Annotated in this window: 20 protein-coding genes, 1 rRNA gene and 1 pseudogene; 19 read left to right on the forward strand and 3 right to left on the reverse strand. The window is 30.5% G+C overall.

The window, feature by feature from the left end; all coding sequences use genetic code 11:
• Positions 1-10: 10 nt before the first annotated feature.
• A 5S ribosomal RNA gene (gene rrf, locus CLVI_RS10135) occupies positions 11-127 on the forward strand.
• A gap of 165 nt (positions 128-292) precedes the next feature.
• A complete protein-coding gene (locus CLVI_RS10140) occupies positions 293-760 on the forward strand; it encodes a hypothetical protein (RefSeq protein ID WP_106060016.1) in 468 nt (155 codons plus the stop codon).
• 66 nt (positions 761-826) lie between these two features.
• Here the strand turns inward: CLVI_RS10140 and CLVI_RS10145 are convergent, their stop codons facing one another.
• Positions 827-1,540, reverse strand: coding sequence for an EcsC family protein (locus CLVI_RS10145; protein WP_106060017.1), 714 nt, complete (start codon positions 1,538-1,540; stop codon positions 827-829).
• A gap of 360 nt (positions 1,541-1,900) precedes the next feature.
• On the opposite strand from CLVI_RS10145, the gene CLVI_RS10150 reads away from it, so the two are divergent.
• The 4 genes and pseudogenes from CLVI_RS10150 to CLVI_RS17280 all read left to right on the forward strand — a co-directional run.
• Positions 1,901-2,491 carry a sugar O-acetyltransferase gene (locus CLVI_RS10150; RefSeq protein WP_106060018.1) on the forward strand — a complete coding sequence of 197 codons (591 nt, stop codon included), beginning with the start codon at positions 1,901-1,903 and terminating at the stop codon, positions 2,489-2,491.
• Positions 2,492-2,531: 40 nt separating this feature from the next.
• The gene (locus CLVI_RS10155; protein WP_106060019.1) at positions 2,532-4,007 is read left to right on the forward strand and encodes a protein adenylyltransferase SelO; all 1,476 of its coding nucleotides are present in this window, start codon (positions 2,532-2,534) and stop codon (positions 4,005-4,007) included.
• A gap of 280 nt (positions 4,008-4,287) precedes the next feature.
• Positions 4,288-4,764, forward strand: coding sequence for a glutathione peroxidase (locus tag CLVI_RS10160; RefSeq protein ID WP_106060020.1), 477 nt, complete (start codon positions 4,288-4,290; stop codon positions 4,762-4,764).
• Positions 4,765-4,796: 32 nt separating this feature from the next.
• Positions 4,797-4,856 (forward strand): annotated as a pseudogene (locus CLVI_RS17280) (thioredoxin domain-containing protein); the annotation flags it as partial.
• Between the two features lie 342 nt (positions 4,857-5,198).
• Here the strand turns inward: CLVI_RS17280 and CLVI_RS10165 are convergent.
• Positions 5,199-5,987 carry an alpha/beta fold hydrolase gene (locus tag CLVI_RS10165; protein ID WP_106060021.1) on the reverse strand — a complete coding sequence of 263 codons (789 nt, stop codon included), beginning with the start codon at positions 5,985-5,987 and terminating at the stop codon, positions 5,199-5,201.
• A 378-nt stretch (positions 5,988-6,365) separates the two neighbouring features.
• Between CLVI_RS10165 and CLVI_RS10170 the strand changes: the two genes are divergently transcribed.
• The 13 genes from CLVI_RS10170 to CLVI_RS10230 all read left to right on the forward strand — a co-directional run bounded on the left by CLVI_RS10170 (position 6,366) and on the right by CLVI_RS10230 (position 20,388).
• Positions 6,366-6,902: a YczE/YyaS/YitT family protein gene (locus tag CLVI_RS10170; protein WP_207655355.1), complete on the forward strand. Its 537-nt coding sequence runs from the start codon at positions 6,366-6,368 to the stop codon at positions 6,900-6,902.
• An 85-nt stretch (positions 6,903-6,987) separates the two neighbouring features.
• The gene (locus tag CLVI_RS10175) at positions 6,988-7,674 is read left to right on the forward strand and encodes a cytidylate kinase-like family protein (protein WP_106060068.1); all 687 of its coding nucleotides are present in this window, start codon (positions 6,988-6,990) and stop codon (positions 7,672-7,674) included.
• A gap of 328 nt (positions 7,675-8,002) precedes the next feature.
• On the forward strand, positions 8,003-8,767 hold the full coding sequence (locus CLVI_RS10180) for a DUF2089 family protein (RefSeq protein ID WP_106060022.1): 765 nt from the start codon (positions 8,003-8,005) through the stop codon (positions 8,765-8,767).
• 119 nt (positions 8,768-8,886) lie between these two features.
• Complete coding sequence (locus CLVI_RS10185) at positions 8,887-9,777, forward strand: GumC domain-containing protein (protein WP_106060023.1); 891 nt, start codon at positions 8,887-8,889, stop codon at positions 9,775-9,777.
• 70 nt (positions 9,778-9,847) lie between these two features.
• Positions 9,848-10,582 carry an MEDS domain-containing protein gene (locus tag CLVI_RS10190; RefSeq protein WP_106060024.1) on the forward strand — a complete coding sequence of 245 codons (735 nt, stop codon included), beginning with the start codon at positions 9,848-9,850 and terminating at the stop codon, positions 10,580-10,582.
• Positions 10,583-10,603: 21 nt separating this feature from the next.
• Positions 10,604-11,221, forward strand: coding sequence for a hypothetical protein (locus CLVI_RS10195; protein WP_106060025.1), 618 nt, complete (start codon positions 10,604-10,606; stop codon positions 11,219-11,221).
• A gap of 76 nt (positions 11,222-11,297) precedes the next feature.
• Entirely contained in the window at positions 11,298-11,501 is a 204-nt protein-coding gene (locus tag CLVI_RS10200) for a hypothetical protein (protein WP_106060026.1), read from the forward strand.
• A gap of 327 nt (positions 11,502-11,828) precedes the next feature.
• Positions 11,829-13,088 (forward strand): dynamin family protein, encoded by a 1,260-nt coding sequence (locus CLVI_RS10205; RefSeq protein WP_170065640.1) that lies wholly within the window; start codon positions 11,829-11,831, stop codon positions 13,086-13,088.
• A gap of 24 nt (positions 13,089-13,112) precedes the next feature.
• Positions 13,113-15,395, forward strand: a complete 2,283-nt coding sequence (locus CLVI_RS10210; protein ID WP_106060028.1) for a dynamin family protein — start codon at positions 13,113-13,115, stop codon at positions 15,393-15,395.
• 9 nt (positions 15,396-15,404) lie between these two features.
• Positions 15,405-15,926 carry a hypothetical protein gene (locus tag CLVI_RS10215; RefSeq protein WP_106060029.1) on the forward strand — a complete coding sequence of 174 codons (522 nt, stop codon included), beginning with the start codon at positions 15,405-15,407 and terminating at the stop codon, positions 15,924-15,926.
• A 150-nt stretch (positions 15,927-16,076) separates the two neighbouring features.
• Entirely contained in the window at positions 16,077-19,295 is a 3,219-nt protein-coding gene (locus CLVI_RS17865) for an ATP-binding protein (RefSeq protein WP_106060030.1), read from the forward strand.
• Entirely contained in the window at positions 19,292-19,942 is a 651-nt protein-coding gene (locus CLVI_RS10225) for a DNA/RNA non-specific endonuclease (protein ID WP_106060031.1), read from the forward strand. The genes CLVI_RS17865 and CLVI_RS10225 overlap by 4 nt, the downstream gene beginning before the upstream one ends.
• 2 nt (positions 19,943-19,944) lie before the next feature.
• Positions 19,945-20,388 (forward strand): immunity protein YezG family protein, encoded by a 444-nt coding sequence (locus CLVI_RS10230; protein ID WP_106060032.1) that lies wholly within the window; start codon positions 19,945-19,947, stop codon positions 20,386-20,388.
• 61 nt (positions 20,389-20,449) lie between these two features.
• On the opposite strand, the gene CLVI_RS10235 is transcribed toward CLVI_RS10230, so the two are convergent.
• On the reverse strand, positions 20,450-23,410 hold the full coding sequence (locus CLVI_RS10235) for a DEAD/DEAH box helicase (protein ID WP_106060033.1): 2,961 nt from the start codon (positions 23,408-23,410) through the stop codon (positions 20,450-20,452).
• Positions 23,411-23,565: the final 155 nt, after the last annotated feature.

Raw genomic sequence — 23,565 nt, forward strand, 5'->3', positions numbered from 1 at the left:
TTTCTGAAGATCTGGTGATGATGGCATAGAGGAAACACTCCTTTCCATTCCGAACAGGAAAGTTAAGCTCTATTGCGCCAATGGTACTGCATGGGCAACTGTGTGGGAGAGTAGGACGTTGCCAGGTAAGATAAAAAAGGATAGTTTATACTATCCTTTTTTTGTTGTATTAAATTATATTAAATGGAAAAAAGATAATAATATATTGACATGAAAATATGTTATAATTACTTTTGGCTGTTAAGGCGAAATATAATTTATTATGGATAAATAATTTTTTGGGAGTGATGTCATGGGATATAACGTTATAGATTTGATAAATAAAGCTATAAATATTTCAATTAGAAAAAAAGCTATATATGATAATATAAGACAACAAAAACGTGATATTCCCTATATGGAAATAGTATTAACGGTTTTAATAAAACAAATTCAGAAGACCATTGAATATTATGAAACATTGAAAAAAGAACTAGTAAATGAAAATTTTGAAGAAATTGATTTCGGAATATATGATAGAATTTCCTTTTTAATAAATGAATTCAATCAGAAGTTAAGCGAACCTCAAATTAATAATGTTAGAAATTTCTTAGAGTTTTCCCTCAATTTAGAAAAAAATACATATGCTTTGCTTATTGATATACAAGGCAGATTTGTTAAGAATACGAGTGATATAAATACAAAGACATATACAATATTATCGAATATGATTAGTAATAAAGCTGCTTTCATTTCAACTCTTGAAAAGATTATGAAATAAAGTTAACCTTCTCTGGCAGGAATATTAACTATAATATTGCAGCCAGAAGCCGGGTAGAAGTATTGCTTATAATATTCTCATACGATAGGCTTGAATAGCAGTTTCACTAAGTTTATCAATAAATTTAGCATTAACATAAGCCCCTACAAATGCTCCTATTCCAGGAATCATTTGTAAAAGTTTTGCTAGATCAATGTAATCTCGATATTCTTGCTGAAAATTCCTCCAATCAAAAGCATCAAAATCCTTAGGTAATGTACGATAATATGCTTCAAAATCTTCCACTTTATCAAATACTTTATTTACATTACTTTTACTAGAAAAGGCAAGTTGGAATATATATAATATATAAATTCTTTCTTTATAATCATCAGCATCAAATCCATAAATTGCAGCAATATCATAAAGAAATTTGATTTTAATGCTTAAGAGCAAAGGTAAGTCTGCAAGTGCTAAAAGGATTCCCCCGGCACCTGTTCCTGCGCCTTCTATCATAGCTGTATTTTTGTATATCTTAGCCTTTTGCGCAACTAATTCTTCTCTTTCTTCAAGGGATAGATTCATATAGGGCTTCTTAGTAGTATATTTGGAACCAAGTAAAACTACTTTAGTCATGTTTTTTATGGTTGAAGTCATCATTTCATGATATTTTTCAGGTAATATCCCATTAAATTTGTTTTGAATACCCTTTGATGCCTTTTCAACTATTGAAGATTTTTCTCTCATTTTTTTCTTCCATTTATTCAGTTCTTGCATAGCCATGTCATTATATAAATTCATAAAAAGCCTCCATAATAATTTATCTATTTTTTATAAAATATCTTTAGTTACAACTCTACCAGAGCTTATCACTATAGTATCACTAATAGAAATATTATGCCCATAGTCACATTGAAATAGTGGTTTTATTTAGAAATTATCAATAACTAAACCTAACAATTTTCTTATTCTCGCATCTATTTATGAGGTAGTACTTGCTTAGTTGTAAATTGCGGTAAGAATAAGATAGTCGTAAAAGCAGCACAATAAACATATAGACTGCTTAAGTTTAAATATTGAAATTGAATAATACTATATTTACAAAATATGCTACAATAAGGATATATTATAAGACAATAAAGTATATTTGGAGGTTATCTTATGAATTTGGAAGAACAAAAACAAGTAATTTTATCTGGAAAAATGTATAATGATTTAACTCAAGAATTAGTTCAAGCAAGAGAAAATACAGTCTTTCTTACAAATGAATATAATAATAATTTTGGTAAAACCACATATGAAAGAGAAGAAATATTAAGAAAATTATTGAAAAGCATTGGAAAAGGAGTTCATTTTGAACCGAATTTTAGATGTGAATTTGGTTTTAATATTACAATAGGAGATAATTTCTATGCCAATTTCGATTGTATAATGTTAGATGGTGGAGAGATAGATATCGGGAATAATGTTTTATTTGGGCCACGAGTTGGAATTTATACATCGAATCATGCAACTAATGCAAAAGAACGAGTAGCGGGTGGCTGTTATGCGAAATCTGTAAAGATAGGTAATAATGTATGGATTGGGGCAGGAGTGAATATAAATCAAGGTGTTACTATTGGAGATAATTCAATTATAGGGTCTGGTAGTGTTATTACAAAAAGTATTCCAGCAAATGTAATAGCAGCTGGAGTACCATGCAAAGTAATTCGAGAGATTACAGAAGAAGATAGGACTGGATTTAAAAGTTAATAGACAAAAGTTAATAGACAAAAGATGAAAAGGAGATAGAATGACAAATAGAAAAGAACTAATAGAAACAGGATGGAACTTAGAGAACAGTTATGCTTGTCTGCCGAAAATATTTTTTAGAAGTATTAAACCAACTCCTGTAACATCACCGAAGTTGATTATTTTCAATAATTCCTTGGCAACATCACTGGGGTTAAATGTCCAGGCGATGCAAAGTAAAGATAGTCTAGAGGTGCTTGCTGGCAATCAGATTCCCAAAGGTGCTTTGCCTATTGCTCAAGCTTATGCAGGGCATCAATTCCAGCATTTTACCATGCTTGGAGATGGCCGCGCTATGCTACTTGGTGAACAGATTACTCCCTTAGGCCAGCGGGTTGATATTCAACTCAAGGGTTCAGGTGAAACGCCATATTCCCGTGGCGGTGATGGTCGAGCAACACTTGGAGCGATGCTCCGTGAATATATCATTAGCGAAGCCATGTATGGCCTTGGTATTGCTACTACCCGAAGCCTAGCGGTGGTAACAAGTGGAGAGTCAGTAATTCGTGAAACTGATTTATCTGGTGCAATTCTAACTCGGGTGGCTGCAAGTCATCTGCGCGTTGGCACCTTTCAATACGCTTCAGAATGGGGGACTGTCGAGGATCTACGAGGCCTTGCTGACTATACATTGAAACGACATTTCCCAGACATTGACTCTGGTGAGAACCGCTATCTTTTCTTACTTCAGGAAGTGATCAAGGGTCAGGCTGCACTGATTGCTAAATGGCAGCTTGGTGGATTTATTCACGGGGTAATGAATACCGATAATATGACCATTAGTGGAGAGACCATTGATTATGGCCCTTGCGCCTTTATGGATGCTTATGACCCGACAACGGTATTTAGTTCTATTGACATTAAAGGTCGATATGCCTATGGCAATCAGCCTCATATTGCTGGGTGGAATCTGGCTCGATTTGCTGAAACTTTATTACCTTTGCTACATGCCAATAAGTCAGAGGCTATAAAGCTAGCCCAGGATGCAATTTCAGGTTTTACTGAGTTATATCATTATAATTGGCTAGCGGGAATGAGATCAAAACTTGGGATATTTAACGAAGAGCTACAGGATGAATCCATTATTGAGACTCTACTTAGTATGATGAAGAAGTATAGTGCGGACTATACCAATACCTTTCGTGCATTAACTTTTGATAAACCAGAGGATACGGTCCTATTTGGCACCCTAGAATTTGGTCAGTGGCATGAGATGTGGCAGGCGAGACTAAGCAGACAACAGGAACCAAAATCTTCCTCGAATCAGTTGATGAGGAACAGTAATCCTGCGATAATCCCTCGTAACCACCGGGTAGAAGCCGCATTAGAAGCTGCAGAGAAACAAGGAGATTACAGCGTAATGTACCAGCTTCTTGATGTTCTTGCAAGTCCCTATGCGCACTCCTCCGAACAGACTGATTACTCTACACTGCCTGAGGTATCAACTCATCCTTACCAAACCTTTTGCGGTACCTGAAATAGAACAAACAGGTTGAAATCAAAGTGTTTAGGTGCTTGTGAGTTTAAGTAAGATTAGAAATTTGCCTCTCAGACTTCGGTCTGAGAGGCTTTTTAGTGCAACCAGCATGGGCGCAGTAATCAAGAAAAAAAGACCTTTATTGATTATCTAAATATTCTAGTAAATAAAATTTATGTTGACAGCGAAAACAATAAAGTATAAGATAAAGTTAGAAATTAGATTGAGTACAATTAAATTTATAACAATGTTAAATTAAAATAAAAGGAGAGTAATTAATATGAATTTTTATGATTTTTCAGCAAAGAACATGAATGGACAAGAAGTTAAAATGGAAGAATATAGAGGCAAGGTAGTTTTAGTAGTAAATACTGCAAGTAAATGTGGCTTAACACCTCAGTTTACAGAGTTAGAAGAATTATATAAAGAATATAAAGAAAGAGGTTTTGAGATTTTAGGATTTCCTTGTAACCAGTTTGCAAAGCAAGATCCATCAAGTAATAAGGAAATTAGTCAGTTTTGCTTAATAAATTATGGAGTAACTTTCACAATGTTTGAGAAAATAAATGTAAATGGAAAAGATACACATCCATTATATGAATATTTAAAAAATGAAGCTAAAGGAATTTTAACTAAAGAGGTAAAATGGAACTTTGCAAAGTTTCTAATAGACTCAGAAGGAAATGTAGTAGATAGATATGCACCTACAACAACTCCATTAAAATTAAAAGATGATATTGAAAAGCTGTTAAAATAATAAGCTGCAGCTTATATTGATTAAGAAAAAATGAAATCAAAGAGGGTCTTGTTGTAGTAGACTTTTTTGCAGAGTGGTGCTCACCTTGTTAGATGTTAACTCCGATATTTGAAGACATACGCCCGTTCTATTAGATGTAGTTTAATAGAACGGGCGTGTGTCTGCTTTTTTATACTAGAATTAAGTAATTAAGTAATTAAGTAATTAACAGATTAAACAATTAAACAATTAATAAATTAATAAATTAAGAAGTTGTAGTAAACATCAGGCTTTGTGAGTTTTCGGTGGAGATTGGGAGTTAATAATTCATCTTGCAGTCTGATATTTTGGAAGTGAAATATAAGGACTGTTTAGTTAAAAATAAAGTTTAAAATGATTTAAGGGTTGGGAGAAAAATTTTTTCAAGAATGGAAGCTATAGATGGCAGAGAAGTTTCAATCACAGTTATCAAAAAAATCTTTCATTACTTCATTGAATTCCTCTGGAACATCCATATTAACACAATGACCGGCACCTTTAAACACAACTTTCTTGCTTACAGACTCACTTTTATGCCACATATCTATCGCTTCTAATTCCATTGGTATATCATGTTCACCGCATCCTATTAATAATCTATATTGTCTGGTCTGTAATTTGTATTTATTCACCATTTTATTCAAAGAAGCTAGATACATAAAGGATTTTTTAGGAAAACGAATATTCATTTGATAAAACTCTTCTTGAGCTCTTTCTGTAAATGCTATTATTTTTTTATTGCTTTTTGCAAACCACTTTATAGAAAATATAGCCTTTAGCATCATAAGTGACTGCTCTTTATTGTTACCTTTTTGCATAGCAAGATCAAAGTTATTAATATCATATCCTCCAAAGCAAGCTAAAGAATTAACTTTTTCAGGAAATTTATTCGCAAAATCCTGAATGATAAGAGAACCTAGTGAGATACCAATAAGATGAACTTTGTTTACCTGTTCCTTCTCTATAATTTGCAAAATCCAATCTGCCATATTCTCAATGCTGTCACCCTTTTTGGTTTTTACAGATTGTCCGTGTCCTATTAAATCCATGGTAACAATCTTATACTTATCTTTAAAGTATTCTACTTGCGTATCAAACATAGAATGATCAACAAAAGCGGCATGTAGAAACATCAGACATTCTCCTTGCTCATTTCCTGTTACATAATAATGTATTGGGGACTCATTCAATCTTTTTGCTTCCATTATAATTTACCTTCTTTCATATCTTCAAATACTTGTGTATACCAATCAGCATGAAATTTTAGAGCATCCACTCCATATTTTCTTCACTTTTTTATATTACTAATATTAACATATCGTTTAGTAATAAACAAAATTCCAGAGCAAAATAGTGGGACAAGTTTAGTTAAGTATAATTAAAATACAGAAAATTTCCAGATAATCAGAAGTTTGTATTAAGGTTCAGGATGTTTCTTTGATTCACTTTTTATTTAGGTGTATGATTATAGTAGTTATATTTCTAAAAAAAATTCTTGATTATTTATGAAATTAGAAATAGAACAATGGAAAAGGTAAGGAGAGTGAAGATTTAGAACGTTAATTAAGGAGTGAAGATTTGGAATGTCAATTAAAGAGACAATAAAACGTTATTTATTTTTTACTGCGGGGCTATTCATGATGGCAGTTGGGGTTGCGTTATCGACGAGATCTAATTTAGGAACGTCGCCTATTTCATCTGTTCCATACGTGTTGAGTTTAGGATTGCCTATGACAATTGGGCAATTTACTTTTATAATGAACTTAGTACTTATTGCTTTTCAAATTATTTTATTAAGAAAACAATATAAGCTGATTCAGCTACTTCAAATTGTGGTAGCTATTGTATTTAGCTATTTTACCGATTTTACAATGGAGTTATTTTCATGGATAAATGTAACCAATTATCCTGCCCAACTAGGAGTGTTTGCACTTAGTTGTTTAATCCTTGCTATTGGAGTAAGTATGGAAGTGACTGCTAATGTTGTTTTAATGGCTGGAGAAGGAGTCGTTAGTGCCATCTCAACCATTAGCAAGAAGGAATTTGGAAAATTAAAAGTCGCTTTCGATTTTACACTTGTGATTACTGGGTGTATTTTATCTTTCATTTTTTTTCCATAGACTAAATGGGGTAAGGGAAGGGACAATTTTAGCTGCTTTATTAGTAGGAACTATTGTTCGTGTTATAAACAAGCATTTGGAATTTATGGAGTCTGTATTTAAGGGACAACCTATAATGGTGAATACCGGTGAAATTGTAGAGAATACTGAAAAAACTCATGAAAATTTAGTTGTGACCATTAGCCGTGAATATGGCAGTGGGGGTCGTGAAATTGGTCAAAAAATAGCAGATGATTTAGGTATTACTTTCTACGATACCCAATTATTAAAAGTGGCTGCTAAAGAAACAGGATTTCCAGAAGAATTTATTGCAGAAAATGATCAATCCATACCCAATTTGTTATTAAATGAGTTAATAGCACAAGGATATGCATTTTCTAAACAGGAGAAAGCACCTCTAGATGCTATTTATGAAGCAGAAAAGAAAATCATTATAAATTTAGCAAATACCGAATCTTGTGTGATTATCGGATGTTGTTCAGATGTAATTCTAAAAGATTTACCTGGTAGTTTTCACTTGTTTATCCATGCAGATAAAGTAAAACGAATGGAGCGTATTCAATATGAATATGGAATACCACAAAAAAATGTTGAAGAAACACTACATAAAAAAGATCGAGCAAGAGAAGATTACTATCAAATGTATGCAGAACGCAAATGGGGACGAATTAAGAACTATGACTTAACAATTAACAGTGCAGCCTTTGGCATAGAAAAAACCACTGAATTAATTGAAGAAGCCATTAATAAGACTAAATTTAGATGTAATTAGCGCAGTAGGGTATAGAGTTGATGAAGATTTTAATATATTAATTTTAAGAGATATTTTTGCGATAGGAGGAATGGTATGTTGAGTAAAGATTATATTTAGTAAGTATGGAAAAAGAAAAATACCATAAGATAACTCCTCAATTTAAGGGGGTATCTTATTTTTAAGGAGAAAAACATGAAATAATACTGAAAACTAATGACCAGCTGGAGTGATAATCACTTTGGCCGGTCATTTTTGTTGTTGATGAACTAGTTGTGAATAAAATTACAAACTACATTGACAACTATAATACAAATGGATATTATAACCATATAAGAGGAGGGATTTTATGGTAAATGAATTAGTAGCTGTATGCCCAAGATGCAATGAAAAATTAATTGCAACACGACTTAGTTGTGGCAAATGTGACTTAGAGTTGAATGGTGACTTTCCTCTAAGCAAATTTGACTACCTTTGTGCTGAAGAACTTAATTTTGTGGAGTGCTTTTTAAAGGCTCAAGGTAATTTCAAAACAGTTCAAATTGACAGAGAAATGTCATACCCAGCCGTGAAAAAGAAGTTCAATGAAATTTTAGATAAATTGAATTTATCCCCTATAAAAAATGAAGAAAGGAATGAGGTTATTATGATAACAACAGGAGTTGTTCCTATCAAAGAAACCGATAAACTTGTTGTTCGTAAAATCAAAGAGAAGCTTAATGAAAATAAAGGAAGAGTATCCATTCCCCTTTATAATGGTGATCTGTGTAAAATTGGTTATGATCCAAATGGTAAAGGGCTAATTTCTCCAAAGATACCTGTTCCAAATCATCTTATTTGGGAAGTATTCGAGGCTGCTGTTGAAGTTGTCATTGAAAATGGTGGAAAGGCTATGAAAGGAAAAGCTCGATCAGGAGCAAAACTTGGAAGTGATGATTTACCCCTTGATTCTGTAGAAGGTTATATTGCCTATAAGGTGCATGGAATAGAACTTGGAAAGACTGCATTTGGACCAGGATTTGTAGTTGCAGCAATACTTGACTGGGCTGGAATTTGCAATAATGAACGAGGATTTCTAACAATCAAACCTGGTTTTATGATGGAATTGAAATAATAGTGAAAACCTCTCAAGCAAGGGGGAAAGTTCAACAATTCGTATTCAATCTTATTTATAATATGATCTTAAACTCAGTCATATAATATAAAATAAATTTAAATACTAAGGGGGTATATATGAAACAGTTAAATAATAAAAAGAAAATTATAATAGCAATTGCTATCATTGCTATTATTGCAATTGGAGCTGTTGTTTTTGAGGGTCAATATAGTAAGAGAAAAGCTGCTAATGAGTTTAATGATTACTTAAATACTGTAGAGGAAAATGCTGAAAATTATATTTTGGGAGAGTATGAAGAAGAATTTAATACATTAATAGTAAATTCTCAGAGGGCTATAGATATCAAGAATGAATGGCTAATAGGTGAGTTGCAACAAGAATTAGGGGCTCTAGAGGCTAAAATCATTGAAGAGAATCAAATTGAACTTGGAAAAACTTTAGAAGAATTGAAGGCAATTGATATATCAAAGTTAGGTGAGGATAAGACTAATGAAGTTTCGACTGGAATTAGTGAGATAGAACAATTATCTGAAGAAAATAAATTCAATGATGCTAATAAAATAGTAATTGAAGTGAAAGAGAATCTTGAAGTTCAGCTAGCGGCAATAGCTGAAACGGAAAATCAAGCAGAAATAAAAAAGGAAGCTGAAAGGCAAGCAGAAATAGAAAAGCAAAATGAAATAAATGCTAATTTAAGCAAAAGTAAGGAAATTACAGTTGATGAAGCTATGAATTTAGTAATGAAAGAAGACAAGGCTGGGTTAGATTGGGCTAATGAAAATGGTGCGAAGCTAATTTATCTACCTAATTGTTTTCCCTCATCTAAAGATTTTGGAATAACAGAGGAAACATATAATGCTTTTGTATATGATCCAGGGGACTCACCAGCACCTTATTTTGTTGGCAAAGAGACTGGAAATGTTTATAAAGGCCCAACTAATGGTCCGCTATATCTAGATGTAATTAAAGATGGAAAAGCTATTAAAAGATATATAGGCAAAGAGTAAAATATTAATTAAATAGAGATAGAAACAAGCGATAAAATAAGAAGAATAACTATCAGGATGAGGTGAATTAATGAGCATTTTATGTATAAATTGTAATCTAAATTCTAGTATAGAAGAATATAGGGAGCATTTGAATAATATCATAGTTAAAAAAAATCATAATTTATTAGATGATGAAGTAATTACTTTAAGTCAGGCACTTGATGATTTAGTGTATAAGTGTATCTTTTGCAATAGAATTATAAAGAATGTATCTAAATTAGATCTTAAAAATATATTTGGAAGACATACAAGTCTATATTACTATGGAGAGGAACATTTATTTATCAATCTGTACTTTTATATAAAGGCGGGGATAGAAAACAATGAACTTATTTATCTGGCTATGGAAGAAAATATTTATAATAAATTATTATGTTTTCTAAGGATTAATAATATTGAGACTGAACATATTAAATTAAGTATTGCAAAAGGATTAATTAAAATTAATAAAGATAGTGGATTAACTGGGTTAAAAGAACAAATCAACAAGATGGGTTTAGACAATGAAGTTAAAAAACATAATGGTGTCAGATGGATTGGACAATCCTCTTATTCTATTGAAAATAATTCGCAAGAGGATTTTTTAGATTATGAAAAAAACTTAAGCAAAGCTTTAAATAATGTTAATGCATCAGTACTTTGTATCTATGATGCTTATGACTATATGCATGAGGGTAAAGTAATTAATAAAACTGTAATGGAAGAATCATTAGAGACTCATTCTTATATTCTAAAGAATTTAGAGTTAGAAGGAATCCATTAAATTACTATAGGGGGTTAGGATATGCCTAAGAAAAAATGCCCAGCTTGTGGATTAACTGACACAGTGAAAATTATATATGGTATGCCAACACATGAGGCTTTTGAAGCAGCACAGCGTGGTGAATTTGTATTAGGTGGATGCTGTATTTCAGGTAATGATCCAAGTAGACATTGTAAAATTTGTGGACAAGACTTTGGTGGTAATGATAATTCTGCTTTACTTGAAATGACTCTCTTTGAGTTTTATGTGGGGGGATACTCTGGAATATCTCACTATATATTCGTTGATGGAAAACGAAAAAATAAAACGATAAAATATGCAGAAACTCCAGGTGGAATGTATGTTGATTTGAAACATCCAAAAAATGAAGTGAACCTTAATCCAAATATAATATTTAAAGAAATACAATTGAGTCCTGAGCAGTGGTTTACTTTTATAACAGAATTAACTAGGTTGGACATAACATGCTGGAAAGATAAATATTATGATAACGATGTATGTGATGGAACACAGTGGAATATAGTGATTAAGTTGCCTAATAATAATAAAATAAGTAAATGTGGCAGTAATGAATATCCGCCATATTGGACTAGATTTATTAAGATTATGAAGAAATATGTAGATGAAGATATAGAGTGAAAAGGAATGGAACATGCAGACTTGATAGTGAATACTATATAAAAATAGAGAAGAATTAACGTGAAAGGAGGACAAATTGAAGACTAAAAAGATTCTAAAATTATTACCTGGCGTAGCAATGGGTAGCCCGGTAGTTTGTGGAGTAGTATTTGCATCCAGTATTCCAGCTGCAATATGCATTGGAACTGCAGGATTATTATTAGTAGGAGGGTGGCATACTGTTACTAAAATAGGAAAAAAATTAATATTGAAACATACTAAAGAAATACCTAGCATTTAAGGTGATTGGTAAGAGATTTTAAATGAATCTAAGATATGAAAGTGCAAAACGCTTATCATATCTTAGATTTTTTTCAATTGTAATAGTGATAAGATTTTGAAAAGGCGAGTTCTTTGAAGCTCGTCTTTTTTTGTTCGCAAAGTTAAGCTTTTGTGGATGGAATCTATGGCAAAATATTGTTATTTTAGGTATAATTTAAATATGTTTTGTACCTATGTAAAAACTAAGGAAGATTAACAGAAATTAATGAGTATTATGGCTATAACCGAGACTATGAGGGCGATTTAGATTAAAATAGTGGCGAAATAATTAAATAAGGAGATGCAAATGTTAAAAAAGTATGGTATAGATGATTCGAAATTGTTTAAAGTTGTAGTAGTTGCAACCATGAGTAGTGGAAAATCAACTTTTATAAATGCATTAATTGGACAAGATATTTTATCAACTCAGAATCAAGCATGCACAGCTAGGACTATACAAATATTAGATAATGATAAATTAAGTACGTATAGGGCCTATGTTGAGTATAATGATGGAAAAAACCTGATAGTTGATTTGAAAAATAGAGATATAATAGACAGTTTTAATAATGACGATACAATAAAAGATATCCTCATTGAAGGAAACATAAAAAGAATAAGAAATAGAAATAGAGCTGTTGTATTAATTGATACTCCCGGAACTAATTTTTCAGGTGATGATACTCATCAAAAAGAAACATACAAGTTTATAAGTACCCTTGAAGATGGACTTATTTTATATGTTATAAATGCAACTCAATTTGGTGTAAACGATGATTTTAAACTTATGACTCATATAAAAGAAAGAATTGAATCATCAAATAAAAAATTGAAGATATTGTTTGTTGTAAATAAAATTGATGAATTTGATGTAGAAAAAGAAAGCGTTCAGGAAGCAATGAATTCAATATATAAATATATTGTAAGCAATGGAATTGAAAATCCTACAATAATTCCAATATCAGCATTGGCAGCTAAGCTGTTTAGACAAGGTATTAACGGAGAGAAATTGACTAGAAAAGAAATAAGAGAGTTTAAGGATTATTTTGATTTATTTAAATCAAATGATTATAACTTAAGCAAATTTTCAAAGATAGATAGTATAGAAAAGAAACATGTAGATATTGGTGGAGAGAGTTTCTATGAGGATGATTTATTAAGTGCTATTGATAATACAGGAATTATATTGGTCGAAAAAATTATTGAAGATTTGCTTGTTGATGAAACTAGTACATATATTCCTAAGGTTAATTTTTATGTAAATCAAAATAATTCTTACATAGATGATATTATTCACGAATTACTTAAAGTATATAATGATATTGAGGTTTTTGATGAAGTGATAGAACTTAAATCATATATTGAAAATAGGAACATTAATTATTCAGCATATGAAAAAATACAAAAAACTTATGATGAGGCACATTTGAAAAGTAAAGAAATAATGTTGAAATATGATATTAATAAAGGTGAAAATTATTATGAAGTTCCTAAAATAATAAAGAATGCTATCAAGGGAATTAAAAGAATTATTAAAGAGGATAGTAATATTATTTTTAATATATAGAAATTATGCGAGGAGAGGGAACATATGACAGAGATATACATAAAACATAATCCATATACAGTGGAAACAGAATTTAAAATAAATAATGAACCTGTAAGGAAAAATAGTGCATTTTCATCACAAAGCAAAAAAAGACTTCAGTATTGGCTAGAGAAAAGTGACAATAATTGGAATGGTATTGTAGAGGAACTTAGAAAAGCTACTAATGATACAGATTTCAATATAACTTTTAAAGGAAGAAAAATAGACTTTGAAGATTTAAAGCTTACAATTGAGAAAAATAAGGATACATTAAATATAAATTTAAATCATATTGAAACTAAGAATGATAAGGATATTCTAAAAAAAATTGATGGATTGATAACTGTGTTTAATAGTGGGCCTATTAAAGAATTAAAATCTGATGATGTAAGGAAGGCTTATGAAGAAGTTCAATCATCGAAATTCAAAGTTAATGTTATAGCTACTATGAGTAGTGGGAAATCAACATTAATAAATTCATTTATAGGGTATGAACTTTTACCATCAGAAAACCAAGCCTGCACTGCAACTATTGCAAGGATTACTGATAATGATGAATTAGAAAACTTTATTGCAGAATGCAGAGATGAAAGTGAAAAGATAATCTATGAAAAAAAAGTAGTAAAGTTAGAAGATATACAAACCTATAATAAAGATGAAGAGGTAACTTACATCGATATTGAAGGACCAATACCTAATATTTCATCAGAAAGTATGAATCTATTAATTGTTGATACTCCAGGACCTAATAATTCTAGAAATATAGGTCATGGAGAGTTAACTAAAAGTATAATAGCTGATAGAAAAAAAGGTATAGTTCTTTATGTAATTAATGCAACTCAATTTGGAATAAATGATGATAGTGATCTTCTGGAAATGATTGCAACAGCTATGAAAAAAGGTGGAAAACAATCTAAAGATAGATTTATATTTGCCATAAACAAATGCGATCAATTTGATTGCGAAAAGAAAGAGTCCATTGATAATTTGTTGATTTCAGTAAAAGAGTATTTATTGAAATATGAAATTAAAGAACCAAATTTATTTCCTGTATCAGCACAAACTGCAAAACTTATAAGAATGTATCAAAATGATAGAGAACTTACAAGAAAAGAGAAAAAGGATTTAGCTGCATATGAAGATTTTATAGAAGTAGAAGGATATCATTTTGATGAGATGGCTTCTCTTTCAGAAAGTTGTAGAATAAATTTAAAAAAGAAATTAGAAAAAGCTCAAAAAGATGAAAACAAATATGAAGAAGCACTTATACATACTGGAATACCTGCTATAGAAGAATCAATAAATGAATATCTAGAAAAATATGCTTATCCTATGAAAATAAATGATGCAATAAGTGAATTTAAAGGTATTGTTGAAGAACATAGTATGAAAATGAACTTAGATGAAAATTTAGCAAAGGATAGCAAAGAATACGAAAAAGTTAGAGAACAAATTAAGACTGCTAAGAAGAAAAAAGTTGATGGAGAAAAGGCGAGAAAGCTAAAAGGGAAAGTAGACAATTTTAAAATAAATAAGTTGATATTTAAATCAATAGAAAAAAAGATTGTAATTGCTTTTGAGAAGATTACAAGGAACTATAACGAGAAAGAAAATATAGAAGAAGAATATGCAAAAAGGGATATTGAAAATTTTAAAAATGAGATAGAAAAACTACAAAAAAACTTTGAAATCAATTTAAACATTGCGATTAAAGAATCTGTTATTGATGAAGGGGAACTTCTTGTAAATGAATATCAAAAGTATCTAAGTGAGTTAAAAGCGGAACTTAATATAGAAGGGTTTAGTTTTGAGAAAATAAGAAGCATACAAAAAATAGAAATTAATGATGTAGATAAATTAATGGATGATTATGAAAGAACTGAAGATGTAATGCAAGAAAATACATATAAAAATCAAAATATAAAGTGGTACAAGCCTTGGACCTGGCTACAAGATGCATATTATACGGTAAATGAAAAAGTGGGAGAGAAAAAACTTGTAAATTTAACCGCACTAATACAAGAATATATGCCTAAATTATTAAATTATATTGATAATAATATTGAAATATCAAAAGTAGAAGCAGAAGAAAAACTTGTGAAATTAAAGACTTATTTTAAAGAAGAATTAAATAAACTGGATAAAATTCTAGAAGAGATTATAGACGAATTAGATAAAAAAACCTTGAATGAAAAGGAAATACAAAACCGTGTTAAAGCAAATAAACAGATAAAATTGTGGGTCGACGATGTTAATGAATATATAAATAATATAATGAGCATATAGGAGGATATTATGAGTAATTTTAAACCAAATAACTTAGTTAAGGAATGCATAAATAATAAAGATATAAAGGGGTTAAAGGGAGCCTTAGTTGGTATAATTCTTAGTGATAGAAATTTTTCGAAAGGATATTTTGATAATACAGTAAGCTATATTATAGATAATTGTGGATCAGATATGATATATGAAAAATTTGATGGAGAAGATATTTTAAGCGTTAATATCAAGAATAGTAAAATTACAGAAGATGATTTTGCTGAAGCTGTATATAATTTAAAAGATAACTTTTGCCAAGAGAGAATTAATGATGTTAAAGCTATAAGTAAAGAAATATATGGGAATAAAGCCATTGGAGCAAATAAAAAAGAAGTTATATTTACAGAAGATAAGGATGGAAACAATCCTATAAAAAAACAGATAAGTCACCAAAGAGAAGTGAATCAAAAAGAAGAGAACAATTCGATAAAAGTTGTAGTAGGCATTGCAGTGGTGGCAGCAATTGCAGTAGCAATAGCAATGAAAGCCATGAAGTAGATAAAAATAAAATCTTAACTGCTGGTGATGAACTTAAAAAGGCACATAAAAGAGCTAGGGAGAAGAAAGAACAAAAAAAATTTCTTGAAGATGAACAAAAGAAGGATAGGAAAATTGGTGAAGATACTAATGAATTAACGGGGTGTGGATATGGAGTTAAAGGGACAAAATAAGAATGAATTGGATATAAGAAGAAATGAGGATCTAATTCAAGCATTTGCTAATGCAGATAACGTATTAAATAAAAACTATTTAAGAGTTTTGAATCAATTAGAAGTTGAAGACTTACCCATTGAACTAAGTAATATTAATATTATATCTAAAGTAAGATTTATGAGGATAAATAAACTTGTTTATAATAAGAATGAAGATGGATTAGACAAGCTAAGTACAGTTTTAAATTCAGCGTCTTTAAGTAGGGCATCAATCGCAACTATTATTTATAGTGATGGAAAAAAGATTGACTATTATATTGGAGTCATAAACAAAGATGAAGAAAATGATTTAACTCTTCAAGCGGAAATATTAAATGGGACATTTAAAGCGAATTTTGCAGGTAGTGAATTAGATAATCTAACAAATAGAAAACTTGAAAATTTATTTGATGATATTTTTGATGTTGAAGGCGAAAGTAAGATTATTACATCTGTATCTGGAGTAGCAGCTCTTAAATTAAATGACAATAAGGAAGCAGAAAATTATATTCAAGGGCTTGAAAAATTTGTTGATTCCATAAAGGATAAAAATTATACTGCAATTCTTTTAGCAGATCCTGTAGCTAGTGAACAAGTTCAGATAATGAGATCAGGATATGAAAGTTTATATTCTCAACTTACACCTTTTCTAAAAAGTGAATTATCTTTTAATGAAAGCGATGCTTTAACATTAACTGATGGAAATACTACAGGAATGACACAAACAGTTAATACAAGTATTAGCCACACACAAAATCACTCCGAATCTAATGGATGGAGTAAATCTGATAGCGTTGGCAATTCAAAAACTAAAAACGCAGGAGGAGCATTAGCTGCAGGTGGAGCTGCAATTGGAGCAGTAACTGGTACAATTCTTGGTCCAGTAGGCACAATGGCAGGAGTAATGATTGGCGGTGCAATAGGTGGAGCTGTTGGGGCTATAGGTAGCGCAATTGTTGGAAGTAATACTGCATCAAGTAATACAACAACTGGAGAAACACAGAACACTTCAGATTCCACTGGAGAAAGCACTCAGGAAGGGAATAGTAATTCTACATCTAATCAAAATAGTATATCAACAAGCGAAGGTAATACAAGAGGAAGAACTATACAAATAAGCTATGAGAATAGAAGTGTTAAGGGCCTGCTTGAAAAGATAGATGAACAATTAGAGCGTATTAAAAGATGTGAGGATTTTGGAACATTTAGTTTTGCAGCATACTTTATTTCAAATGATGCAGCTGTTAATGAGAGAGCAGCAAGTTCATATAATGCCTTAATGAGAGGCGAAAATTCATCTGTAGAATCATCATTTATAAATACTTGGTATGAGGGAAGATCTAATAAAAAGGTATGTAAATATCTACAGAAATTATCCCATCCCATATTTAAATTGAATTTATCAGATGATGAGCACATTAAAATATCACCAGCTTCTATAATTAGCGGAAAAGAACTTGCAATACAATTATCTTTACCTAAGAAATCTATTGTAGGATTACCAGTTGTCCAATGTACTGAATTTGGAAGAAATATATTTACATTATCTAACAGAAAAAGTGATGATAGTTTTAAGCTTGGAAACATATATCATATGGGACAAAGTGAAGCTACATCAGTGGATTTGGATAAGCAAAGTCTAGCAATGCATACTTTTATAACAGGCTCAACAGGCTCAGGTAAATCAAATACAATCTATAATATGTTAGAAAGCTTAAATAATAAAGATGTTAAATTTTTAGTAGTAGAACCAGCTAAAGGAGAATACAAGAACGTTTTAGGACATAGAAAAGATGTTACTGTTCTTGGAACAAATCCTTATAAAACGAAACTACTGAAAATAAATCCCTTCAAGTTTTCTAAAGAGATACATGTATTAGAACATATTGATAGATTAATTGAGATATTTAATGTTTGTTGGCCTATGTACGCGGCAATGCCAGCTGTACTCAAAGATGCAGTAGAAAGAGCTTACGAAGATTCAGGGTGGGATTTAGATCTATCAGAAAATAAATATAATGAAAATTTATTTCCAACCTTTGCGGATGTTTTAATTAAGCTAACCCAAGTAGTAAATGAATCAGCATTTTCTGACGAAGTAAAAGGAAATTATGTAGGATCCTTAGTTACAAGAGTTAAATCTCTTACTAATGGGATTAATGGAAGAATATTTGCTAGCGATGAAATAGATAATAATATTCTTTTTGATTCTAATGTAATAGTGGATTTAAGTAGAGTTGGTTCAGTGGAAACAAAGTCGATGATTATGGGAATACTTATAATGAGGCTTCAAGAACATAGAATGTCACAAGGTGGAATGAATTTACCATTAAAACATATTACAGTTTTAGAAGAAGCACACAATATATTAAAGAAAACTTCGATTGAGCAATCAGCTGAAGGTTCTAATATGGTTGGTAAATCAGTTGAAATGATATCAAATTTGATTGCAGAGATAAGAACTTATGGAGAAGGATTTATAATTGCAGATCAATCTCCAGGTTTGTTGGATATGTCAGCAATACGTAATACAAATACAAAAATAATATTAAGATTGCCAGAACAATCTGATAGAGAACTTGTAGGTAGAGCAGCTGGATTAAATGATGACCAATTAGTAGAATTAGCAAAACTTGAGACCGGAGTAGCTGCAGTATATCAAAATAATTGGTTAGAGCCTGTATTATGTAAGGTAGATAGATTTGAAAGCAAAGAAAAAGAATTCATAGAAAGAGAAGAGTCTAGTGAATTTAATAAATCCTTTAAGAAAGAATTAAGTAAAATATTACTGTCTAATCATGTAGGCGAAAAAATTGATTATGATATTGATGAATTAGAAGAAAGGTTATTAAAATCAAATTTTACGTCCAATTTGAAAATTAGTGTGATAAATATACTAAAAACGAAGGATTTATCTGAGTTAAAACATGTATCAAGAATAATTTCAATGTTATATTCTAAAGAAGAAGCATATAAATTAGCTAAAAACACAGAAAATATAGATGAATGGAATCAGATTGTTTTAGATAATATTGATCCTATTGTATATGAAATAAATGAAAATTATAGAAATGGTATTCTTCAATGTCTAGTAAGAGAAAATGCTAAGGACCATAAAGAATTAGAAAATTTCTATTTCAACTGGAGTAATTACATGAGGGGGAAGGTATTATGATAGAAGGACTTAGCATGGCATTAAAAGAAACTGTACAAGACGAATCATCTTTTACAGATTTTACACCTAGCTTTGATAAAGAATTACAATCTGATGTAATGTCTTTTGAAGATGCTGATAGACCCTTCAATTATGCAAATGATACTAACGATGTCTATGAAGAAAATGTTAGCAGGTATGATACGGATGATAATGGTAAGACTTATAAAGAGAATGGAGAATTATTGGCTAATGATACATATGAGATAAATGAATATAGATATGTAACAGATGATAAAGCCAGGATTATTAGTGTAGAGGGAGACCTACATCTAAGTAACACAGAACGAAAGACAATTAATGAAGATAATGTTGGTGGAGAAGACAAGAGGGAAACTGATGATAGAGGACATCTAATTGCTGATCGTTTTAATGGCTCAAACAAAATTGAGAATTTAGTTCCCATGGATGCAAATCTAAATAGGGGAGATTTTAAAAAGAATGAAAATTTACTTGCCGATGCACTTTCTGATGGAAGGGAGGTTACATTAAAGGTTGAACCGACTTATGAAGGAGACTCAAAAAGACCAACTTCTTTTACTGTAACTGACTCAATAGATGGAGCACAAAAAGTGGTTGTGTTTGCAAATGAAAGGAAAGGTGTCTAATAATGAATGAAAACAATTATAAATTAATTATTAATGAACTTATAAAAGTTATTCCAGATGGATGGGGAGATATTATTTTTTATGGAGAATTTGGAGAAGGTTCTTATTCCTTTGAATATTATGTTAAATTTGAGGATGAAGAATTTATTCAATGCTTTAAATTAAAAGATATTTCAAAAACCGATATTATGAGTGCTTTTGATAAGATAAATACGATTTTGAAACTTGAAAGAGTTGTATTAAGTGATGAAAAAAGATGGACAAATTGTACTTTGTTAGTAAACAAAAGTGGTAAATTTAAAATGGATTATGACTATACTGATTTAACAGAGAAGGCCTATGCTTATCAATCAGTATGGAAATTTAAGTATTTAAATATCACCCCCAGCTCAAATAATAAAAAAGCAAAAGAAGCTGTGGATGAGTATCTAAAAATAAATAAATAATTTAAAATTCCTTGTGAAAGAAGCCTCTATATTATAGAGGCTTCTTTAATATTATATAATCTTATGAAATAATGTAATCAAAAAGATCTTCGCGTATAGGGGTATATAAATGATACTGAATTTCCACTGCAGCCCTATTTACATTTTTCATGATAGTAGGGTTAGGAGATCCTATAGCAGTGATTTTCCCTAGATAATAAAATTCTTTTGATATTGTATCCTTTTTATCTTTTCTTACAAATAGACTCATTTCAACGCCATCTTTTTCGGCAGTATATACTTGTACAACATCAGCAGATTTCACAGTTCTTCCTGGCTTAGATATTGCGATTAATTGGCCTGAAGACTCAAATCTATCTTCATAATTTATAGAATCACTAATATCTGGAGCTTTATCATAATTAATAAATACTGGATAGGTTTTGGTTTTCTTATTGAATTTGTAACCCCCAATATTGGTGGCAACTTCGTTTCTTTCCCATTCTAATAATCTACATACATCCTCATAGGTATATTTATTATATAATTGAAAGCTTGTACCCATATAACGGTCACTATAAAACTTTTTGTATCTAACTATACCAAACTCAATTAGTTCTACAACAATTTCCTTAAAGTCTGGGTATTTCAGGCTCTCCATAAAAATATCTGAGATTTTATAGTCTAAGTTATGTTTTTCTAAGAAAATACACTCCTTATATGTGTCCTTACCAGTCCCACTAGGAAACTGATTTGTTAGTACGTTAACTACTGATATCTCTGTACTATCCTTAAAATCTATACCATATTCTTCTTTTAGAATATGTTTTAGCCTAAATATTAGATCAACATTATAATTCATGGCACATTTAATCATTTCTAATTCATGGACACGCTTTCCAGAAGCAAGCTTTTTAGAAATAAATTCTATAAATATTTCTTGGACAGGGCTAAGTTGAATAGTATATTCTTTTTCATACTTTGTTAAAAACTTGTGATATGAACCTAAGCTACTATTTTCAAAAATTCTTATAGGGTCAATAGAATCAAACAGATCAAAATCATTTAATTTAGGAATTCTACCTAACTTCTGTTTTAAACTGATATAGTTTTCCTTAATAAGTTTAATACCATTAAAAGTAGCTTTATCAATAGATTCAAAAATACGCTTTTTAGTAATCTCATCAAAATTTACAGTAGAGCAGCCTGGAATCACTCTAGTTCCCTCCATGACATATTTGCGAACTGTATCTTTATTATAGGTTTTGTCACCTGAAAGTGCGATAGGAATTAAAAAGTTACTATTATAATTTCCAACAAAATCTATAATAACTACATATTCTTTAGCGTTATTTTTCCTAAGACCACGCCCTAATTGTTGTACGAAAACTATGGTTGATTTAGTAGCCCGTAGCATAACAACTTGATTAACTGTAGGGATGTCTACTCCTTCATTGAAAATATCAACCGTTAATATATAATCTAAACAATTAGCCTCTTCATCTTGTTCTAAGCGCACAATGGCATCTTCACGCTCTTTTTGAGTATTATCTCCTGTTAATGCTACCGTTCTTAAGCCGTGTTTATTAAATTTATCAGATAATTCTTTAGCTTCTTTTTTATCACTACAGAATATTAGTCCTTTTACTCTATCTCCACAATAACCATAGAAATTAATTTTATGAAGAATATGATCAACTCTTTGGTCATCCACTAAATATTTAAAATCTGTATTATCATCTAATTCATTACCATCTACAGATAAATCTGTAATTCCAAAATAGTGGAATGGACAAAGTAAATCTTCCTCCAAAGCTTGTTGCAGACGAATTTCATAGGCTACGTTATAATCAAACATTTTAAAGATATCAAATTCATCAGTTCTTTCTGGAGTAGCTGTCATCCCAAGCAAAAATTTAGGCTTAAAGTAATCTACAATTTTTTGATAGCTTATAGCACCAGCTTTATGAACTTCATCTATAATAATGTAGTCAAATTCATCCTCAGAAAAGCTTAATAAAACTTCATCTTTAGATAAAGTTTGCACTGTTGAGAAGATGAAATCTTTATGTATATCTTTTGAACTACCTGAGAGGATGCCCATACTTTTAGTATCACCAAAAACATCTCTATAACTATCTAGGGCTTGTCTTGCAATTTGTTCTCTATGTACAATAAATAAAGCTCTATTTGGATTAAAATTTCTAATATCAAAAGCTGATAAATAGGTTTTCCCAGTACCAGTAGCTGAAATTAACAATGCTTTTTCAATTCCTTCTTTTCTTATATTGTCTAAAGCCTGAATTGCAGATACCTGCATCTTATTTGGCTTTAAGACATATTGAGAAATTCTTGGAACACTACTTTGTCGTAAAGACTCCTTTTGCTTTAAGTATATTTGCTCATAAGTTTCAAGCCACTCTAAAGTCAAATTATCAGCATCATCCCACATATCTTCAAATTCATTTAACACTACTTCTGTTAAAGAGCCTTCCTCTAAAGAAGATATTTTTAGATTCCATTCTTTATTTTTAGTTAATGCCGTTTGAGTCAAGTTAGAACTACCAACAATAAGGTCATAATGATCACTGTGTTTGAAAATATAGCCTTTAGTATGAAAATTATCTTTGCAATACATTTTGATACTAATATTAGAAAACTCTAAAAGCTTTTTTAATGCTTTTGGTTCGCTAAAATTTAGATAATCTGTAGTTAGAATTCTGCCTTTAACTCCATTTTGTTCTAATTGTTTAAAGGTTTCTAAAAGGGGAGTTACGCCACTACTTGTAATAAATGCAACAGATAACATGAACTCATTACATTTTGTAAGTTCAGACACAATATCACTTAAAACTTTATTTCCTTTTTTATAATCATTAATAAGAAGTTTAGGTCTAAGTGCTAAATTAGAGTCTACCAAATAATCTATTAAGCTGGTTTCATTCGCCTTTAAAATATCATTGGCAATGGGATGTTTGTTATTAGAGTTTATCTCTATAGATTTAGAAGTTATACTGTCTTGTATCTTAATTAAATTTGCCATACTTACACTTCCTTGTGGGGGCGGTTTTTGTAAATATTATAACATATGTGGGGGATTTTTACTTGGGAAATTATATGAAAGTATAGTATTATAACAATTAATATGATATACTAAAACTGTAAAAATTAAACATCAATCTATGAAGATTTAGGGTA

Source organism: Clostridium vincentii (assembly GCF_002995745.1).
GTDB lineage: Bacteria > Bacillota > Clostridia > Clostridiales > Clostridiaceae > Clostridium > Clostridium vincentii.

Bases quoted from the DNA above. Each gene is read 5' to 3' on its own strand.
- CLVI_RS10145 (WP_106060017.1), bottom strand. From the start codon at position 1,540: ATGAATTTATATAATGACATGGCTATGCAAGAACTGAATAAATGGAAG.
- CLVI_RS10230 (WP_106060032.1), top strand. From the start codon at position 19,945: ATGAATGAAAACAATTATAAATTAATTATTAATGAACTTATAAAAGTT.
- CLVI_RS10190 (WP_106060024.1), top strand. From the start codon at position 9,848: ATGAGCATTTTATGTATAAATTGTAATCTAAATTCTAGTATAGAAGAA.
- CLVI_RS10165 (WP_106060021.1), bottom strand. From the start codon at position 5,987: ATGGAAGCAAAAAGATTGAATGAGTCCCCAATACATTATTATGTAACA.
- CLVI_RS10185 (WP_106060023.1), top strand. From the start codon at position 8,887: ATGAAACAGTTAAATAATAAAAAGAAAATTATAATAGCAATTGCTATC.
- CLVI_RS10155 (WP_106060019.1), top strand. From the start codon at position 2,532: ATGACAAATAGAAAAGAACTAATAGAAACAGGATGGAACTTAGAGAAC.
- CLVI_RS10175 (WP_106060068.1), top strand. From the start codon at position 6,988: ATGGAGTCTGTATTTAAGGGACAACCTATAATGGTGAATACCGGTGAA.
- CLVI_RS17865 (WP_106060030.1), top strand. From the start codon at position 16,077: ATGGAGTTAAAGGGACAAAATAAGAATGAATTGGATATAAGAAGAAAT.
- CLVI_RS10170 (WP_207655355.1), top strand. From the start codon at position 6,366: ATGTCAATTAAAGAGACAATAAAACGTTATTTATTTTTTACTGCGGGG.
- CLVI_RS10160 (WP_106060020.1), top strand. From the start codon at position 4,288: ATGAATTTTTATGATTTTTCAGCAAAGAACATGAATGGACAAGAAGTT.
- CLVI_RS10150 (WP_106060018.1), top strand. From the start codon at position 1,901: ATGAATTTGGAAGAACAAAAACAAGTAATTTTATCTGGAAAAATGTAT.
- CLVI_RS10180 (WP_106060022.1), top strand. From the start codon at position 8,003: ATGGTAAATGAATTAGTAGCTGTATGCCCAAGATGCAATGAAAAATTA.
- CLVI_RS10215 (WP_106060029.1), top strand. From the start codon at position 15,405: ATGAGTAATTTTAAACCAAATAACTTAGTTAAGGAATGCATAAATAAT.
- CLVI_RS10205 (WP_170065640.1), top strand. From the start codon at position 11,829: ATGTTAAAAAAGTATGGTATAGATGATTCGAAATTGTTTAAAGTTGTA.
- CLVI_RS10210 (WP_106060028.1), top strand. From the start codon at position 13,113: ATGACAGAGATATACATAAAACATAATCCATATACAGTGGAAACAGAA.
- CLVI_RS10195 (WP_106060025.1), top strand. From the start codon at position 10,604: ATGCCTAAGAAAAAATGCCCAGCTTGTGGATTAACTGACACAGTGAAA.
- CLVI_RS10225 (WP_106060031.1), top strand. From the start codon at position 19,292: ATGATAGAAGGACTTAGCATGGCATTAAAAGAAACTGTACAAGACGAA.
- CLVI_RS10235 (WP_106060033.1), bottom strand. From the start codon at position 23,410: ATGGCAAATTTAATTAAGATACAAGACAGTATAACTTCTAAATCTATA.
- CLVI_RS10140 (WP_106060016.1), top strand. From the start codon at position 293: ATGGGATATAACGTTATAGATTTGATAAATAAAGCTATAAATATTTCA.